The sequence below is a fragment of the Terrihabitans aquatilis genome (assembly GCF_052542005.1).
This window is the reverse complement of record NZ_JBOCUO010000001.1, coordinates 756,138-771,559: the sequence shown is the minus strand read 5'-3', so window position 1 is coordinate 771,559 and position 15,422 is coordinate 756,138. Positions and strand designations below refer to the sequence as shown.

The window sequence follows — 15,422 nt, the reverse complement described above, 5'->3', positions numbered from 1 at the left end:
GGGCGCTTTGTCGTTCTCTGAAAAGCTCCGGTGAAGATCATGAGCGTGCGGGTCCATTGCGTCTACGGCGCCGATCACATCGACCATGTCCGGGATGTGCTCGTTCCTTCATTGGCGTCTTCGGCCGATTGCGCCATCGAATTCTGTGCGATCAATTACGACGCCGCATCGGACGCGCTTCTGGAAAACACGCGGTTTCAGAACGTGTCTGTGGTCAACGTGTCCAACGACCGGGGCGGCACGATCGGCTTTGCCGAGGCCCACAATGCCCTCGCGCGAACCTCAACCGACGCTCCGTTTTTCATCATCATAAACCCGGATTGCATCGCCCAGCCGGGGTCGATCGAGGCCTTGGTTGACCGTTTCAACTATAATCCCACCGGGATCGGTATCGTCGAGGGTCGGCAATGGCCTTTTGAACACCCCAAGGAATACGATCCCGACACCGGCGCGACACCATGGGCAAGCGGAGCCTTCGCTCTGATCAACACGGCCGCCTACGGCCAAATCGGTGGGATGGATGAGAACTACTTCCTTTACATCGAGGATGTTGATCTCAGCTGGCGGATGTGGCTCGCCGGGTTTGAGGTTATCTACGAGCCAAAATCAGCGGTGGCCCATTTTTCGGGCGGTCCGTTCTACCGCGATGATCTCGTGGAAAACGAAAAATACTTCGGACTTCGCAACTTTCTTCTGATCATGAGAAAGTTCTGGGGTGAGGAAGGGGAGGAGCGCGCCCGCAAAATGCTCGTCCGTCACGGTGACAAGGAGATCGTTTCTGCCGCCTTTGCGGATGTCGATGCCAACTTCCGCCATTTCCATCCTTTGCCGGGGCGTCCGAGCCACCCTCTGATCAAGGTTTGCGGCGTCGGCCTGTTTCACGAGATCCGAAAATGAGAGTGCATGTCGCAGCTCGCTCCAAGGAGAGCGCTAAAAAGTTCAGCTCCAACAATCCGGCGTTTGTGGATTGCGAAGTCCATCTCGGGAGTAAGTCTCTTTTTGATTTGCTGAACAAGATCATTTTTGATTATCCGGACGATGTTGCCCTCTTCGTTCATGATGATATTTTCGTCTGCAGAGAATTTATAAATATCGTCGAAGAACTTGTCCTGGATCTGGATCGAAATTGGCCGGGATGGGGCGTCTGCGGAAATGCAGGTTTTGCTCCGCTGTCTTATGGTGCCGATGCCAGCAATGTTGTCAGATGTCTGCAGGATCCTCATGGTGGTCCGACCCGGCTTCGCGATATATGTCCAGTCGAGACAGTTGATGGCAACACAATACTGCTCAATTGCCGGGCACTTCGCCAATCTCATGTGAGACTGCCAAGTCTTCTCGGTTTCCATCTCTATGATGTTTCTCTGTGTATTGAGGCCCTTGCGGCCGGGTTGGGCGTTCTTGTTGCTCCACAACTCGCATGCATGCACGCAAGCGGTGGGGACGGATCTTCTTTTCGTGCTGCGGTTAAAAACCTCTCCTACGAGAGATATCTGCAATCCCGTCTAAATAATCGAACTCTAACTACCTTGAACGGACTGGTCTCAATTCCGTACAAGAAGCCTGAAGATCGATTGATCGACATCGAGATGCAGGCGCTAAGAAATGCTGCCGTGGGTCGCTCCGCGAAAACGGTGGCGATCGTGATCCGCACCCAATTCCGCAGCCCTAGTCTTTTGCGCCGCGCGCTCGATACGGCGGGGGCCTTTCGGGCGGCAGCGGGAACGTCCACCCGGTTTAAGCTCGTTTTGATCACCGATCGGGACGAGGTGGAAGAGACCGATCTTCGACTAGTGGACGAAATCATTCGCACCGGCCCTTTGTCGACCGGTGACACGCGAAATCTACTGATCCGCCATGTGATCCGAAATGTCGAGGCCGATTATTTCTGGTTTGTAGACGATGACGATTGGCTCTTTCCCAACGAAGCCGAGCGCGTGGCGCTTGCCGTTGCCAGCGCAACTCGGGATGCCGCCATCTTCATTGATTGCCAAGCGTATCACGAGAGATTGTCGCCCTCATCGGGATTGGAAGGATCGTCCTACACCATCCAGCCGGGCCATCTATTTGCCTCTGCGGATTGGGCGCGGTCTTTATCAGGCAATAATCACATCCCGATGTGCGGAATGCTGTTGAGCAAGACGTTGCTTGATCAGGTGCCGGACAGTCTCTTCGACCGAGTGGTTTATTTCGAGGATTACACGCTTCTAATGGTCAGCATCCTCACAATGCAGGCCCAACCCATCCTGGTGCAAAAGCTGACAGTCGGAGTCTCAATTCGACGGCCGACGGCGGAGAAGATTCTCGATAATACACCGATTGATCGTACGGTATGGAATCAATCTTATGCGGAACTGCTCAGCCAGATGTGCGCGAGATCTTCAAATTCGCTCTTGATAAGCTTCACACCGTTCGTGATGAAGGACAAGAAACTCGGGTTTCAGCCGCTGAAGAAAACAAGCCGGTTCGTCAAATTACAGGCGTTCTTGCGCCATCCGAAGAACTCGGAAAAGCGCAAGCGATACCGCCAGCAATTTTTTTAATTTGGACGAGTGATCTGGATCGCAGCTTAATCCCGCGCGATCTTCTTCACGGCCGGGGCGGTGGCGTCGGCGAGGCGGGTGGTCGGTAGTCCGGCGGCGATGATTTTGCGCACCTTGGCGCAATAGGCTGCGCCGGCGCGGGTTATGCCGGGCGTGCGGTGGCCTGCCTGATATTTGGAGATCGCGCCGCACATGTCGTTGCCGGCCTTCTTGTAAGCCATTCCGAGATATTTCAGACCGTAGGTCAGATTGGTCTCGGGATCATAAAGCTCGGCACGGGTCCCGGAAAAACCCAGTGATTTCGCGGTTGGATAGCTGATCTGAGTCAGCCCGACATGGCCGCCGGGGCCTGTGGCCTTCGGGTTGTAGCGGCTCTCGACCATTACAACGCCATGCGCCAGCTCGAACGGCATGCCGTTGTCGCGGGCGATGCGTGCCACGAGGTCTATCAGGGCGTCTTTGCCGGACGCCTGTTGAGTGGGGGCGGCTGGCCGGTCAGGTGGCGTCGGTTTCGCGAACAGGGGCAGGGTGCCAAGGCTTGCCTGCACCGGGGCTGCGTAGCCCAGCACGGCCGGAGTGGGCTGCTTCTTTTCGGGCGTCGAGCCAGGTGTTGGCACGTTTGCTGCGACCACTGGCGTGGCGGGCGTGACCGGGGATTTGGCGGCCGCCTTTGCGGGCGTAGAAGCGGCCGAAGCGAGGCCAGCTTCGACCGGCTTTGGTCGCATATCTGCGGCGCCAGGTTTTGCGGTTTCCGCCTTCGCGCTGACGGCCGCTTGGGTCTTTGGAGATGGTGCCGCAGCGGGCCGGGCCATCGGAAGTGGAATCGCGGTCGCCGGTTTCACGCTCTTGGTGGGTGTCGGGGCGGGCTTTGCAGCTATGGAATCCTGGCTCTCTGCCACGGCCATTGCGGCGGCAGGCTTGCCAGTCGATGCCGGATCAGCCTTCGCCGCCGGTTGAGCCGGCGTGCCGGCGGCCGCAGCCGTTGCTGTCGGGCGCATCGCGGAGGCGGCTTTGTTCACGGGTGCGCGGCTGGCGGTTTTCGAAGGTGCGGCCTTCTGTGCCGGCGTCGGCACGAGCACCATCGGCGCGGCAACGGCGCCTTCTTTTTCCGGAGCGGGCTTCTTCTTCGCGGATTTAACGGGCTCGGATTTCGAGGCGGCCGGTGCTTGCGCCGCGTCCTGGGCGAAAGCGGGCGCCGCACACAGGATGCTTGCGCCCATCATTAGCCCGGAGAATAGAGTGCGCCTCATCCAGATCCCCCAAACCCAAATCCTGATCAGGGTTAGCCTTAATGGTGTGGCCATTCTGAGGCAAACATGACAAGCGCGTCACGTTTTGGGCAGCGCCTTCAACAGGCGACGCAGCGTCGCGATGGTGGACGGGTCGATGATGCCGTCCACTTTTTCCTGCCGGAAATGGCGTTGGAAGGCGGTCACCACCGCTTTCGTCCCCGCGTCGAACACGCCGGAGATCTCGACGCCATATCCGTAGATCGCGAACAGCGACTGAACCTGCTCGACGATCTCGCTGTCGTCGCCTTCCTTCAGCGTGTCGCCCTGCGTGGTCAGCGGCGCGGGCTTCTGCCAATGGCCGAGACCGGCCGCAAAGAGCCTGTCCCACGGGAATTTCTCACCCGGATCTTCCTTGCGCCGGGGCGCCACGTCGGCATGGGCGAGCACACGCTGACGGGGAATGTTCCGGCGGGCGCAGATATCACGGCCCAGCGCAATCACGGCGTCGATCTGCGCTTCGGGAAAGTCGCGGTAGCCATGTTCGTGACCGGGATTGGCGATTTCGATGCCGATCGACATGGAATTGACGTCGGCCTCACCCTCCCATGACGATAGGCCGGCGTGCCAGGCGCGATCGTCCTCACGAACCATCTGGATGATGCGCCCGTCCTCGTGGACGAGGTAATGGCACGACACCTTGCTCACGGGATCGCACAATCGGGCCACGGCCTCGTCGGCGTCCGGCATCCCGGTGTAGTGCAGCAGCAGGATGTCCGGTTCGGCCTCATCGACGCGGGCGTCGTGGTTCGGGGAGGCGATGAATTCGGTCACCAGGGACGTGTCGGCGAAGGGGGCGTCTCTCATTCACGAAGGCGTGGCACAGCGAACGGCATCGGGCAATGCCGGAACGGCTGCGGTATGCGGGCGTTGATCTTCAGAAGGCATCTTTCGGAGACGCATGCCATGATCTCGAAACACACAATCACGGCCCTTGCCACGGCGGCATTGCTGACTGCCGGCACGGGCCTCGTACAGGCCCAGTCCAGTGGCGGTTCAAGCGGGGGAGGCGCGTCCTCCGGCAGCGGCGGCGGAGCAAGCGGCTTGTCGGGTGGCGGGGCATCAGGCGGCGCGACCGGCGCTCCCCGCGCGGCCACGTCATCCCAGCCGTCGGTGGTCAATCCGTCGGCCCGCGCCACGCCGGGCGCGCTGTCGAACCCGTCGACGAATTCCTCGACGGTTCCGGGCGCTGGAAGCAACGTCCAGTCGGGTCCGGGGTCCACTGTCGGCCAGCAGGTGCCGGTCTACGGCACCCAGAATTCGAGCATCGGCAGCACCATCGATCAATCCAGCCGCAATTCGTCGGGCACCCAATGCGGTGGTGACGGGACGAGTTCAAGCGGCGCCACCAGCGCCAATTGCGGTGCCGGCGATCCGCTCGGGACGCCGTCCATCATCTCGGGGTCCGAAGGATCGTCGGGCGCTGGCGCTGTGGATGTGACCGGCCGCTGATCGGGTGAGGCGTTGGGCCGCGCCAGTTCATCGGCTTGTGAAGAGCAAGGGGCGCCACGATCCGGCATCGTCGGCGCCCCAGCCATATCCGGAAAGGTTTCATGTCGAAGATCGCGCATTCGCTCGTCGTTGTCGCTGCTGTTGGGGCAGCGTTTTCGCCTGCAATGGCCCAACAGCCGGCCTCTTATGGTCCGGAGCTTCAAGGCTTCGACTATCCGCACCCGGTTCAGCGTTTCGAATTCTCGTCGCAGAAACAGAAGCTCGCCATGGCTTTCATGGACATCGCGCCGCAAGGCACCGCGAACGGCCAGACCGCCGTTCTGCTGCATGGCAAAAACTTCTGCGGCGCGACGTGGGACGCCACGATCTCCGTGTTGAGCCGCGCGGGTTATCGGGTGATCGTGCCGGATCAGATCGGATTTTGCAGTTCCACAAAGCCGCAGGGCTACCAGTTCAGCCTGGCGCAGCTTGCCGCGAACACGCAGGAATTGCTGGCGTCGAAGAACGTGGAGAAGGCCGTCGTCATCGGCCATTCCATGGGTGGCATGCTGGCCGCCCGATACGCCATCCAATATCCCGATGCGGTCGAGCGGCTCGTGCTTGTCAATCCGATCGGTCTCGAGGATTGGCAGGCGGAGGGCGTGCCCTATGCCGATATCGACCAGCTCTATGAGGGGGAGTTGAAGACCAGCCGGGAGGCCATCAAGGCCTATCAGCTGAAGTTCTACTACAACGGCATTTGGAAGCCCGAATACGATCGCTGGGTGGACATGGCCGCCGGCCTTTACGCCGGACCCGGCCGGGAGATCGTGGCCTACAATCAGGCTCAGACCTCGGAGATGATCTTCACGCAGCCCGTGGTGCATGAGTTCGAACGCATCCAGGCGCCGACGCTCGTGATGATCGGCGGGAAGGATCGCACGGCTCCCGGTGCCAATCGTGCGCCGAAGGATGTGCAGGACCGCTTGGGCAATTATCCAGAACTCGGCGCCAGGACGGCCAAGGCCATTCCGAATGCCACGCTCATCGCCTTCGATGAACTCGGCCATTCCCCGCAGGTGGAGGCACCGGATCGTTTCCACGAAGCCCTTCTGAAGGGGCTTCGCGCACGGGATTAATCGTCCTCGGGCGCGTCCGGCGCGTCGTCGGAAAGGGTCATTCCCGCGCCGCCGAGAGGCCAGCCCGGCTCGGCGGCGTAGGACATCGGGCCGCTGAGATAACGTCCGTCCGAGCCACCGTAAGCCGGTCCGGCCTGGGGGAATTGCGGCGCGCTCGGCACGTTTTGCGGTCTCGGCCGGCAATAGGTGTTCCGGCCGGATTTTCCGTGCCGGGCGAGATCGAGATGCAGATGGTCCTCGTGGTGACCATCGCTGCCGGGGCCGAGCACCGTCTTGAACGGACCGCAGGCGCCGCCCGTCACCTGCCGCAGAAAGGCGCGCTCGTCCGGTGCGCCGCGCCAGTGCCGCTTGATGTCAATGCGCCGTCCGTCGGCCAGGATGAAAGCCGCGATGTCGAGCGCATTGCCGAAGCCATGCTCGGAGAGCTTGGCGCCACGCTTGTGGTTGCGGGTGCGGCAGCCGTAGGAAGCAGCATTTTTCACGGCTACGATCGGCTGGCCGAAATTGGCCTGCGCCGAGGGCTGCACCACCTGCTGCATCCAGTAATTGAGCGACGCCGTGACAGGGCAGGCCAGACGTGCCGCTGGCTGCACTTCGACCGAGCCATCGGCCAAAGCGTGGATGCGGAATGGTTGTTCCATGCCGCAGGTCAGCTTGTCGCGAATAGGCTTGATGGGTTCGACGTAGGAGGAGGCCTGCACCGCGCCGGCGCGGATGCAGCGCGCCTCAGCGGCATCCCGCCACGGCTCGCGCTCCGGGCCGCCGAAGCGGCCGCAGGAGCCAAGCACCAGCGAGATGCCTATGAGAAGAAATGAGTACGCGAAACCAGTTCTCACATGCGGAGAATGCGCGCGATCCCGTTAAGAAGGCGTTGACGCTAATCTCAGCCGAGACGCTGTTTCACGAGGCCGTTGGCCTTGCCGAAATCCATCGTGCCGGTGTGGCGCTCTTTCAGCGCCGCCATCACACGGCCCATGTCCTTGAGGCCGGCTGCGCCGATCTCCGTGACGATCGCATCAACGGCGGCCGCCATTGCGGCTTCGTCCATCTGGGCCGGCATGAAATTCTGGATGACGCCGATCTCGTTGCGCTCCTGTGCGGCGAGTTCGGGGCGATTGTTTTCCTCGTAGACCTTGGCCGATTCCTGGCGCTGCTTCACCATCTTCTGGAACAGCTGGAGCAGCTCTTCCTCGTTCAGCGGCTCCTTGCCGGCACCGCGCGCCTCGATGTCGCGATCCTTGATGGCAGCGTTCATGAGGCGGAGCGTGCTCAGGCGTTCCTTGTCGCCGGCCTTCATGGCCTCCTTGAGGGCCGCGTTGATTGCTTCGCGCATATGTTCAGCTCCGGAGGATTGTCGCGGTTGACCGGCAGGCGGGGGCGGCATAGCTAACGGCAAACGCCCCGGGCCAATGGCCGGGAAGCACTAAGGCAGCCATGACGACCGAACAAGCCCCCTTCGACAACGCAGATTCCTGGGCGGAGCCCAAGCCCACCGCCGTTCTGGTGCTGGCCGACGGCACGGTTCTGGACGGGCAGGGGATCGGAGCCATCGGCCAGTCCACCGGCGAGGTGTGTTTCAACACGTCGATGACCGGCTATCAGGAGATCCTCACCGATCCGTCCTATTCCGGGCAGATCGTCACCTTTACCTTCCCGCACATCGGCAATGTCGGCACCAACGAGGACGACATCGAGACGGTGAACCTCGCCGCCACAACAGGCGTGCGCGGCGCGGTGCTCGCGGCCCCGATCTCGGATCCTTCGAACTGGCGTGCCAGCCGCGGCCTCGATGCCTGGCTCAGCGCGCGCGGCATCATCGGCATTGCGGGCATCGATACCCGCGCCTTGACGGCGATGATCCGGGACAAGGGCATGCCCAACGCGGTGATCGCCCACGATCCGCAGGGTGACTTCGACATCGCCGCGCTGCGCGAAGCCGCCGCCGCCATCCCCGACATGGAGGGCGTGGACCTCGTGCCCGGCGTCACCTCCGCCCAGCGGTTCGACTGGGATGAGGCCGGTTGGACCTGGGAGGGCGGCTACCGCAAGCTCGGCAACGGCAAGCGCCGTGTCGTCGCCATCGATTACGGGCTGAAGCGCAACATCCTGCGCATGCTGGCCGAGCAGGATTGCGAAGTCATCGTGGTGCCTGCCACCGCTACCTCCGAGGAGGTCATGGCGCTGAAGCCGGACGGCGTGTTCTTGTCGAACGGCCCCGGAGATCCGGCGGCGACAGGCGAATATGCCGTGCCCGTCATCCGCGAGGTGCTGGCGCAGAAGGTGCCGACCTTCGGCATCTGCCTCGGCCACCAGCTTCTCAGCCTGGCCATCGGTGCGTCTACCAAGAAGATGCATCAGGGCCATCACGGCGCGAACCATCCGGTCAAGGACTTCACGACCGGCAAGGTCGAGATCACGTCCATGAATCATGGCTTTGCCGTGGACCGCGAGAGCCTGCCGGAGAACGCCGAGGAGACGCATGTTTCCCTGTTCGACGGCTCGAATTGCGGCATCCGTCTCACCGACCGTCCGGCCTTTTCGGTGCAATACCATCCAGAGGCCAGCCCCGGCCCGCAGGACAGCCAGTATCTGTTCAAGCGCTTCGTCGATCTGATCGACGCCTCGCGAGGCTGAGCCGTCGCCAGCTAGATCCGTTTGATGCCGGGAACGCCTGTGCCGGCCTCGACGATATAATCGATGAACAGCCGGACGCGCTCGATATGGGCGCGTTCGGGCGCGCTCAGCATGTTCAGTGGCGCGGCGGGGCGCTAATCCGTTGGATGGCCCATTAGGCTCCGTTCAGGCGCCAACCTCTGCGAGAACGAAGGCGACACGTTCAGCCAACTGGGCGATCGGGAGCTCCACGATCTCGTAGCCATAGCCCTGATAGGTCTTGCGCATTGTCTCGTATGTGAGGACCGCCTCCGCGAAATCCTGTCGCCTCTCGGTGTCCTGCACGAAGATCGCCTCCCAGGGCGGAGCGACGAAGACGCGTCTGTTGTATCGGAACGCCAAGGCGGCCCGTTCGGCGTGTTCGGGAACCGGCAGGCCGCTGAGACGAAGGTAACCCACCACATCAGGCGCGCCGCGATCGAAGAAGACAGGTCCCGACTGCAGGTGCGCGGCTTCGTGGGACCTCATTTCCCAGCTCAGCATCAGTTCCGCGAAGGCAACACGGTCATGCCAGGGCAGGGCTTGGCCGCCGATTGCGGATTGATGGCGGATGATGCCGCGACCCGCTTCCTCGGTTGCCGCATGGCCGATGCTCCGCAGCGCCTCGATCAACGTTGTTTTCCCGGAGCCGGGACCACCCGTCACGACAAAGAAGCGATCCGTTTCGGTCATCGGGGGATCTCCGAGGGGTTTCTGCCAGGTCGCTGGGAACTCCCAACTTTGTCCAAACAGCAAATCCGGCGCTGATATGGCTTGCGGTTTCCGTTGGAAATGCAGGGCAAAGAGGGTGGAGGCTGCCTCAATTAAGGCGGAAATGGGAACCTGTCCCACGGTGTTGAGATAGAGGCGTCCTGATAACGCCTATGCCACCTTCATCCACGAAAAAAATTCTTTGTGGGATTTTCTCCCCCGGCTCGGAATTCAACGTTTTTTCAAGCCAGATCAACAGGTTGGCCAGAAAGGTCTTAGCTCGCGGGGGAAGCAAGCACCACCGATTTCCGCAAGCCCTTATTAACCTTAACGCCTCAGATTCACCAGTGAGTTAGAGGGTTTCGGAGTGTGCCAGATCCGATGCCCGCAATGGTTAATTGTGGCTAAATATCGTTGACGCCCATACAGGCCCATGCTATCCCAAATCATCCCTTGCGGAGCGTTCCAGGTGTTGCAGAACGAGGCGGCTGAAAAGGCTGTTTCGGGCGCGCGGCGGAGCTTTGTCTGCAAGGCTGAGGGGGGTCATGGACCGTTTCGTGTCCAACTTTACGAACCGGCTGGATGCCAAGGGGCGGGTCTCGATCCCGGCCCAGTTTCGTTCGGTGTTGGCGCGAGACGGCTACGAGGGGCTTTGCGTGATGCCGTCACTGGACACGAACGCACTGGACGCCGGCGGCAACGCGCTGCTGGCGGAGATCGACCGGCTTCTGGAGGGCTTCGCGCCCTATTCGGAGGAGCGGGATGCCATCTCGACGGCGCTTTTGGGCACCAGCGAAACCCTGAAGGTGGATGCCGAGGGTCGGGTCGTTCTCACAGAGACCCTGAAGGCCTATGCTGGCATCAAGGATCAGGTGACCTTCGTCGGTCACGGCCACAAATTTCAGATCTGGGAGCCGGACACATTTCGCGCCCATCTCGACGACGCCCGCGCAAAGGCGCGCGAACTTCGCCGGCGGATCGGCATGGAACGCATGGGCGGGACGACGGGGGTGCCGCAATGATGGGCCTCCAGACCGAACAGGGCGTTGCCCGTCCGCGCCATGTCTCCGTATTGCGCGACGAAGCCGTCGATGCGCTCGCTCCCATTGATGGCGGCGTCTACATTGACGGTACGTTCGGCGCCGGCGGCTACAGCCGCGCCATCCTCGATATGGCCGATGCGCGTGTCGTCGGTATCGACCGTGACCAGACCGCGATTGCCGGCGGGGCCTCGCTTGTCGAGCAGGCCGGCGGGCGGCTCATGCTGGTCGAGGGCCGGTTCGGCGATCTCAAATCCATCGTCGCGCAGCTGGGAGTCGACCGTGTCGATGGCGTCGTTCTCGATGTCGGCGTGTCGTCGATGCAGATCGACACCGCCGATCGCGGCTTTTCCTTCCGCTTCGACGGTCCGCTCGACATGCGGATGGGCGGGGATGGGCCGAGCGCGGCCGATCTCGTCAACGAGCTTGCGGAAAAGGACCTGGCGTCCCTGATCCGCGCTTTGGGTGAGGAGCGTCGTGCCAACGCGGTTGCCAAGGCCATCGTGGCCGAGCGTGCGAATGGCCGTATCGACACCACCATGCATTTGGCGCGCATCTGCGAGCAGGTGATCGGCCGTTCGCCGGATCTGATCAATCCGGCCACGCGCACCTTCCAAGCGCTGCGGATCGCGGTGAATGACGAGCTCGGCGAATTGCTGCGCGCATTGTTCGCCGCGGAAGAGGTGCTGTCTCCCGGTGGGCGGCTTGCGGTGGTCAGCTTCCACTCGCTGGAGGACCGCATCGTCAAGACGTTCCTGGCCGAGCGTTCGCGCACCACTCCCAATGTGTCGCGCCATGTGCCGGCCACCTTCGCGGCGGCGCCCACCTTCATCCCCATCATCCGCTCGGCCGTTCCGGGTGAGGATGAGATGGCGCGCAATCCACGAGCCCGCTCGGCCCGACTTCGAGCCGCGGAGCGCACCGAGGCTCCAGCCCGCGGCGCGGCCGACCCTCTGGCCTATGGTGTTCCTCAATTGTCCGCGCTTGCGGCCTTCATGGAGCGTGCATGAAGATCGCGCGCACCCTGCACGTAATGGCGATCTGCCTTCTGATCGCCGCGGCGGTGTATGTCTATCAGATCAAATATCAGGCGACCTGGCGGGCCGAGGAAGTGGCCCGCCTTGAGCGCCAGATCGCGCGTGAAAAGACCGCGATCGCGGTTCTCAATGCGGAATGGGCCTTTCTGCTGCGGCCGGACCGTATCCAGATCCTGACCGAGAAGAATCTCGACCTGAAGCCGCAGGATTCCCAGCAGCGCATTGCGCTGGCCGACATTCCGATGCGGCCGGAGCGAGTGGATTCCATCGCAGACACAATCGCATCGCTCGGCATGGAGGTCCCGCTCAGCGTCGAGGCGCCGCCGCCGGCGGACGATCCCATCGCCCGCACGATCGAAGCGATGGGCCTCGCCATGCCGGGTGCCGGCGATCGCGTGAAGCTACGCATGCGCGAAAGCGGTTTCGACGATCTCGATGCGGAAGAAGGGGGTCGCTGATGCGGGTGCGCAACGCCTCCAACCGGGTGAAGCTGGCGATGATCGGCTTCGCCCTCGTTTATTGTGCCATCGGCGGCCGTTTGCTCTGGCTCGGCATCGAGCCCGATCTCGAGGTCAAGGAGCGCTTCGACGCCGAGGCCTCCCTTGCCGCACGCCGTCCTGTCGTCGTTGACCGGGACGGGCGCCAGATCGCTACGGACATCCAGATGTCGTCGGTTTACGCCGAGCCGCGCAAGATGATCGACGCCGACGAGGCGGCGGAGCTGCTGACAACGGCCATGCCGGATCTCAATCCGGACGAGCTTCACAAGAGGCTCAATAAGAATGCCGGTTTCGTCTGGATCAAGCGCGAGATTTCGCCCGCCGAGCAGGCGAAGATCCATCGCCTCGGCATTCCAGGCGTGGGCTTTCTGAACGAGCAGCGCCGCATCTATCCGAACGGGCCGTTGGTCTCGCATTCGATCGGCTCGGTAAACATCGACAATGTCGGCATTGCCGGCTTCGAGCAATATATCGACCGTAAGGGCCTCATGTCGCCCGACGGCAAGGGCACGCTGGAGCCGGTCGCGCTGGCGCTGGACCTCAACGTTCAGCATGCCGTGCGCGACGAACTGGCAAAAGCCAAGAAGGAATTCGACGCAATCGCCGCCTCGGGCATCGTGCTCGATGTCGAAACGGGCGAGATCGTCTCCTTCGTCTCGATGCCGGATTACGATCCCAATCAGCCGGCTGAGGCCCTGAAGCCGAACAACATCAACCGGCTCAGTGTCGGCGTGTACGAGATGGGGTCGACCTTCAAGGCCCTGACGCTCGCGATGGCGCTCGATTCCGGCAAGGTGCGGCTGTCGGACCGTTTCGACGCACGCAGCGCCATGCGTTACGGCAAGTTCCGGATCAGCGATTTCCATGGCACCAACCGCATCCTGTCGGTGCCGGAAGTCTTCATCCATTCCTCGAACATCGGCACGGCCAAGATCGCGCTGCAGGTCGGCGTTGAAGGGCACAAGGCATTTCTCCGAAAGATGGGCCAGCTCGACAGGCTGCGTACGGAATTGCCGGAAAGCGCAATGCCCATCGTTCCGCGCAATTGGGGCGAGCTGAACACCGTCACCATCTCCTACGGCCACGGCCTGTCGGTTACGCCCTTGCAGACGCTGATGGCCACAGCCGCGCTGATGAATGGCGGCCACCTCATTCCGCCGACCTTCATCAAGCGCACGAAGGAAGAGGCGATGGCCGTGGCGAAGCAGGTCATCAAGCCTGAGACGAGCGCGCAGATGCGCTATCTGTTCCGGCTCAATGCCGAGAAGGGCTCGGCGAAGAAAGCCAACATTCCCGGCTATATGGTGGGCGGCAAGACGGGCACCGCGGAAAAGGTCATCAACGGCCGCTATTCCGACACCAAGGTCATGACCGCCTTCACCGCCGTGATGCCGACGACCAAGCCGCGCTATGCCCTGCTCGTGATGTTCGACGAACCCAAGGGCACCAAGGCCACGCACGGCTTCCGCACTTCCGGCTGGAACGCCGCGCCGGTGACCGGCCGCATCGTGTCCCGCATCGCGCCGCTGCTCGGCTTGGAACCTGATTTCGATGCACCGCCCAATCTTCCGCCGGCGCAATATGCGGCGGCCATCGGGGATCCTCATTGACGCCGATCGACGCCGGCCCCCACCCGCTGGGAGAGCTGTTTCCGGATGCGGGCCTCAGCGCGAATGTTCGCGACATTGCGATCTCGGGCCTGACATCGGACAGTCGCAATGTGCGGCCCGGTTTTCTGTTTGCGGCGTTGCCCGGCCTGAAAGCCGATGGCATTCGCTTTGCCGCCACCGCGCTGGCCGCGGGCGCGGTAGCCGTGCTGACCGAGAGCCGCGAGCCCCTGCCGGACGGGCTTGTGCCGGTGCGGGTATCCAATGCCCGCGCGGCTCTTGCCAAAGCCGCGGCACGCTTCTATCCGCGTCAGCCCGAAATTGTCGTGGCCGTCACCGGCACCAACGGGAAGACGTCGGTCGCCTCGTTCACGCGGCAGATCTGGGCCGCACTCGGCCATTCGGCCGCAAGCCTCGGCACGGTGGGTCTCGTCAGTCCGAAGGGCGAGGTTTATTCCAATCTCACCACGCCCGATCCCATTGTCCTGCATCGCACCATGGACGAGTTGGCGCGGGACGGCGTTACTCATCTGGCTCTTGAAGCCTCGTCCCATGGGCTCGATCAATCGCGACTGTGCGGTGTGCACCTCTCCGCCGGCGGCTTCACCAATCTCACGCGCGACCATCTCGATTACCACGCGACATTCACCGATTATCGTGCCGCGAAGCTGAAGCTGTTCACGCAGGTTCTGCCGGAAGGCGCAACGGCGGTTATCTGCGCCGACGGCCCCAGCGCGGATGTCTTCGGGGATGCCGCGCGAGCGCGAGATCTGCCGGTCTTCACCGTGGGCGATCATGGGCTCGACATTCATATCGTCGCGCGCGAGCCTGTGGGTTTCGCGCAGCGCTTGCTGCTGCGCCATGGCGATGTCGACTTCAGCGTGCTTCTGCCGCTTGCCGGAACCTTCCAGGTGGAGAACGCGCTTGTGGCCGCCGGCCTCGTGATCGCCACAGGCGGCGAACCGGAGCGGGTGTTCGCGGCACTTGAAGGGCTGAAGGGTGCCAGCGGGCGGCTGGAGCGGGTTGCCGGCCACAACGACGCCGAGATCGTGGTCGATTACGCACACACGCCCGATGCTCTGGAGAATGCGCTTTCCGCCTTGCGGCCTTATGTCCGTAACCGGCTGATCGTGGTCTTCGGCGCAGGCGGCGATCGTGATCCCGGCAAACGGCCCCTGATGGGTGCGGCGGCCCGGCAATATGCCGATGTCGTCATCGTTACCGACGATAATCCACGCTCCGAGGAACCATCCTCGATCCGCAGCCAGATCCTCGCTGCCGCGCCTGGCGCCTTCGAGATCGGTGATCGCGGCGAGGCGATTTCCACCGCCGTCGGCTCCCTGCAACCCGGCGATGTTCTGCTGATTGCAGGCAAAGGCCATGAAACGGGCCAGATCGTCGGCGATCGAACGCTTCCATTTTCGGATCACGCGGCCATCCGGTCCGCGGTCGAGGGGGCGATATGATCAAGGCACA

Annotated in this window: 16 protein-coding genes; 11 read left to right on the top strand and 5 right to left on the bottom strand. The window is 62.4% G+C overall.

The genetic code is table 11. The annotated features are described in order from the left end of the window. Positions 1-30 precede the first annotated feature (30 nt). Both ACQ6S1_RS03855 and ACQ6S1_RS03850 read left to right on the top strand, forming a co-directional pair. Positions 31-897, top strand: coding sequence for a glycosyltransferase family protein (locus tag ACQ6S1_RS03855; RefSeq protein ID WP_445039824.1), 867 nt, complete (start codon positions 31-33; stop codon positions 895-897). Continuing rightward, positions 894-2,540, top strand: a complete 1,647-nt coding sequence (locus tag ACQ6S1_RS03850) for a glycosyltransferase family 2 protein (protein WP_445039823.1) — start codon at positions 894-896, stop codon at positions 2,538-2,540. The genes ACQ6S1_RS03855 and ACQ6S1_RS03850 overlap by 4 nt, the downstream gene beginning before the upstream one ends. Before the next feature lie 26 nt (positions 2,541-2,566). On the opposite strand, the gene ACQ6S1_RS03845 is transcribed toward ACQ6S1_RS03850, so the two are convergent. Then, positions 2,567-3,265 carry a lytic transglycosylase domain-containing protein gene (locus tag ACQ6S1_RS03845; RefSeq protein WP_445039822.1) on the bottom strand — a complete coding sequence of 233 codons (699 nt, stop codon included), beginning with the start codon at positions 3,263-3,265 and terminating at the stop codon, positions 2,567-2,569. Between the two features lie 286 nt (positions 3,266-3,551). On the opposite strand from ACQ6S1_RS03845, the gene ACQ6S1_RS03840 reads away from it, so the two are divergent. Further along, on the top strand, positions 3,552-3,860 hold the full coding sequence (locus ACQ6S1_RS03840; RefSeq protein ID WP_445039821.1) for a hypothetical protein: 309 nt from the start codon (positions 3,552-3,554) through the stop codon (positions 3,858-3,860). 8 nt (positions 3,861-3,868) lie between these two features. On the opposite strand, the gene ACQ6S1_RS03835 is transcribed toward ACQ6S1_RS03840, so the two are convergent. After that, positions 3,869-4,636, bottom strand: coding sequence for a peptidoglycan recognition protein family protein (locus ACQ6S1_RS03835; protein WP_445039820.1), 768 nt, complete (start codon positions 4,634-4,636; stop codon positions 3,869-3,871). A 99-nt stretch (positions 4,637-4,735) separates the two neighbouring features. Here ACQ6S1_RS03835 and ACQ6S1_RS03830 point away from each other — a divergent pair, with 99 nt between their 5' ends. Both ACQ6S1_RS03830 and ACQ6S1_RS03825 read left to right on the top strand, forming a co-directional pair. Further along, entirely contained in the window at positions 4,736-5,281 is a 546-nt protein-coding gene (locus tag ACQ6S1_RS03830; protein WP_445039819.1) for a hypothetical protein, read from the top strand. A 101-nt stretch (positions 5,282-5,382) separates the two neighbouring features. Further along, entirely contained in the window at positions 5,383-6,399 is a 1,017-nt protein-coding gene (locus ACQ6S1_RS03825) for an alpha/beta fold hydrolase (RefSeq protein ID WP_445039818.1), read from the top strand. Here the strand turns inward: ACQ6S1_RS03825 and ACQ6S1_RS03820 are convergent. Continuing rightward, positions 6,396-7,187 carry an extensin-like domain-containing protein gene (locus tag ACQ6S1_RS03820; protein ID WP_445039817.1) on the bottom strand — a complete coding sequence of 264 codons (792 nt, stop codon included), beginning with the start codon at positions 7,185-7,187 and terminating at the stop codon, positions 6,396-6,398. The two genes, ACQ6S1_RS03825 and ACQ6S1_RS03820, sit on opposite strands and share 4 nt — an antisense overlap. 95 nt (positions 7,188-7,282) lie before the next feature. Then, complete coding sequence (locus ACQ6S1_RS03815; RefSeq protein ID WP_445039816.1) at positions 7,283-7,732, bottom strand: GatB/YqeY domain-containing protein; 450 nt, start codon at positions 7,730-7,732, stop codon at positions 7,283-7,285. A gap of 101 nt (positions 7,733-7,833) precedes the next feature. Here ACQ6S1_RS03815 and carA point away from each other — a divergent pair, with 101 nt between their 5' ends. After that, the gene (gene carA, locus ACQ6S1_RS03810) at positions 7,834-9,033 is read left to right on the top strand and encodes a glutamine-hydrolyzing carbamoyl-phosphate synthase small subunit (protein ID WP_445039815.1); all 1,200 of its coding nucleotides are present in this window, start codon (positions 7,834-7,836) and stop codon (positions 9,031-9,033) included. Between the two features lie 165 nt (positions 9,034-9,198). Here carA and ACQ6S1_RS03805 read toward each other — a convergent pair whose 3' ends face one another. Then, positions 9,199-9,744, bottom strand: a complete 546-nt coding sequence (locus tag ACQ6S1_RS03805; RefSeq protein ID WP_445039814.1) for an AAA family ATPase — start codon at positions 9,742-9,744, stop codon at positions 9,199-9,201. Between the two features lie 563 nt (positions 9,745-10,307). Here ACQ6S1_RS03805 and mraZ point away from each other — a divergent pair. From mraZ to ACQ6S1_RS03780, 5 genes are read left to right on the top strand one after another with little or no spacing between them, the layout of a single operon-like run. Then, positions 10,308-10,784, top strand: a complete 477-nt coding sequence (mraZ, locus tag ACQ6S1_RS03800; protein ID WP_445039813.1) for a division/cell wall cluster transcriptional repressor MraZ — start codon at positions 10,308-10,310, stop codon at positions 10,782-10,784. Between the two features lie 50 nt (positions 10,785-10,834). After that, positions 10,835-11,812 carry a 16S rRNA (cytosine(1402)-N(4))-methyltransferase RsmH gene (gene rsmH, locus ACQ6S1_RS03795; RefSeq protein ID WP_445039812.1) on the top strand — a complete coding sequence of 326 codons (978 nt, stop codon included), beginning with the start codon at positions 10,835-10,837 and terminating at the stop codon, positions 11,810-11,812. Beyond that, positions 11,809-12,297, top strand: a complete 489-nt coding sequence (gene ftsL, locus ACQ6S1_RS03790) for a cell division protein FtsL (RefSeq protein WP_445039811.1) — start codon at positions 11,809-11,811, stop codon at positions 12,295-12,297. Before rsmH ends, ftsL begins: the two co-directional genes overlap by 4 nt. After that, positions 12,297-13,949, top strand: coding sequence for a peptidoglycan D,D-transpeptidase FtsI family protein (locus tag ACQ6S1_RS03785; RefSeq protein WP_445039810.1), 1,653 nt, complete (start codon positions 12,297-12,299; stop codon positions 13,947-13,949). Before ftsL ends, ACQ6S1_RS03785 begins: the two co-directional genes overlap by 1 nt. Beyond that, positions 13,946-15,412: a UDP-N-acetylmuramoyl-L-alanyl-D-glutamate--2,6-diaminopimelate ligase gene (locus ACQ6S1_RS03780; RefSeq protein ID WP_445039809.1), complete on the top strand. Its 1,467-nt coding sequence runs from the start codon at positions 13,946-13,948 to the stop codon at positions 15,410-15,412. The genes ACQ6S1_RS03785 and ACQ6S1_RS03780 overlap by 4 nt, the downstream gene beginning before the upstream one ends. The last annotated feature ends 10 nt before the right edge of the window (positions 15,413-15,422 follow it).

Coding starts and splice junctions, on each gene's coding strand:
- ACQ6S1_RS03850 (WP_445039823.1), top strand. CDS start 894: ATGAGAGTGCATGTCGCAGCTCGCTCCAAGGAGAGCGCTAAAAAGTTC.
- ACQ6S1_RS03845 (WP_445039822.1), bottom strand. CDS start 3,265: ATGCGACCAAAGCCGGTCGAAGCTGGCCTCGCTTCGGCCGCTTCTACG.
- ACQ6S1_RS03835 (WP_445039820.1), bottom strand. CDS start 4,636: ATGAGAGACGCCCCCTTCGCCGACACGTCCCTGGTGACCGAATTCATC.
- ACQ6S1_RS03830 (WP_445039819.1), top strand. CDS start 4,736: ATGATCTCGAAACACACAATCACGGCCCTTGCCACGGCGGCATTGCTG.
- ACQ6S1_RS03825 (WP_445039818.1), top strand. CDS start 5,383: ATGTCGAAGATCGCGCATTCGCTCGTCGTTGTCGCTGCTGTTGGGGCA.
- ACQ6S1_RS03815 (WP_445039816.1), bottom strand. CDS start 7,732: ATGCGCGAAGCAATCAACGCGGCCCTCAAGGAGGCCATGAAGGCCGGC.
- carA (WP_445039815.1), top strand. CDS start 7,834: ATGACGACCGAACAAGCCCCCTTCGACAACGCAGATTCCTGGGCGGAG.
- ACQ6S1_RS03805 (WP_445039814.1), bottom strand. CDS start 9,744: ATGACCGAAACGGATCGCTTCTTTGTCGTGACGGGTGGTCCCGGCTCC.
- mraZ (WP_445039813.1), top strand. CDS start 10,308: ATGGACCGTTTCGTGTCCAACTTTACGAACCGGCTGGATGCCAAGGGG.
- ftsL (WP_445039811.1), top strand. CDS start 11,809: ATGAAGATCGCGCGCACCCTGCACGTAATGGCGATCTGCCTTCTGATC.
- ACQ6S1_RS03785 (WP_445039810.1), top strand. CDS start 12,297: ATGCGGGTGCGCAACGCCTCCAACCGGGTGAAGCTGGCGATGATCGGC.